General features: G+C 69.7%; 1 protein-coding gene. It reads left to right on the top strand.

Annotated elements, in window-relative coordinates; translation table 11 throughout:
- Positions 1-538, top strand: a 538-nt coding sequence (locus tag ACKGJN_RS16730) for an amidase family protein (protein WP_409540703.1), incomplete at both ends; no start/stop codon positions are given.

Raw genomic sequence — 538 nt, 5'->3', positions numbered from 1 at the left:
CTGCTCGAGATTTCAACCTCGAGCCCGCCGGTGAAGCCGGCCTTTGCCTTCGTGCGCCAGCCGGCCTGGGACACCGCCGACCCGGAAATGCAGGCGGGCTTCGCGGAGCTGGCCGAGGCGCTGGGCGAGGATTGCGACGAGGTCGACCTGCCGGGCCACTTCGGCGAGGCGATGAAGCTGTGCGAGCTGGTCCAGATGACCGAACTGGCGAAGTCGTATCATCACTACGCGCGGCGCGGACGCGACCAGTTGAGCCCGACGATGCAGCAGACGATGGACGAGGGCGGGCGCGTCCTGGCGCACGACTACCTGGTCGCGCGCGACTGGCCACGTCTGCTGAACGATGCCCTGGAGGCCGTATTCGACCGCTACGATGCCATCCTCACGCCGGCCGCACCGGGCCCGGCGCCGGCAGGGCTCGAGTGGACCGGCAGTGCCGCCTTCAATGGCATCTGGACCTTCTGCGGTACGCCGGCGGTGACCCTGCCGCTGCTGCAGTCCGACAGCGGGCTGCCGATGGGGGTCCAGCTGGTGGGGC

Source organism: Gillisia xinjiangensis (assembly GCF_046298265.1).
In the GTDB taxonomy this organism is placed as follows: domain Bacteria; phylum Bacteroidota; class Bacteroidia; order Flavobacteriales; family Flavobacteriaceae; genus Gillisia; species Gillisia xinjiangensis.
The sequence above is the reverse complement of the archived record's forward strand: the minus strand, read 5'-3'. Positions and strand labels throughout refer to the sequence as shown.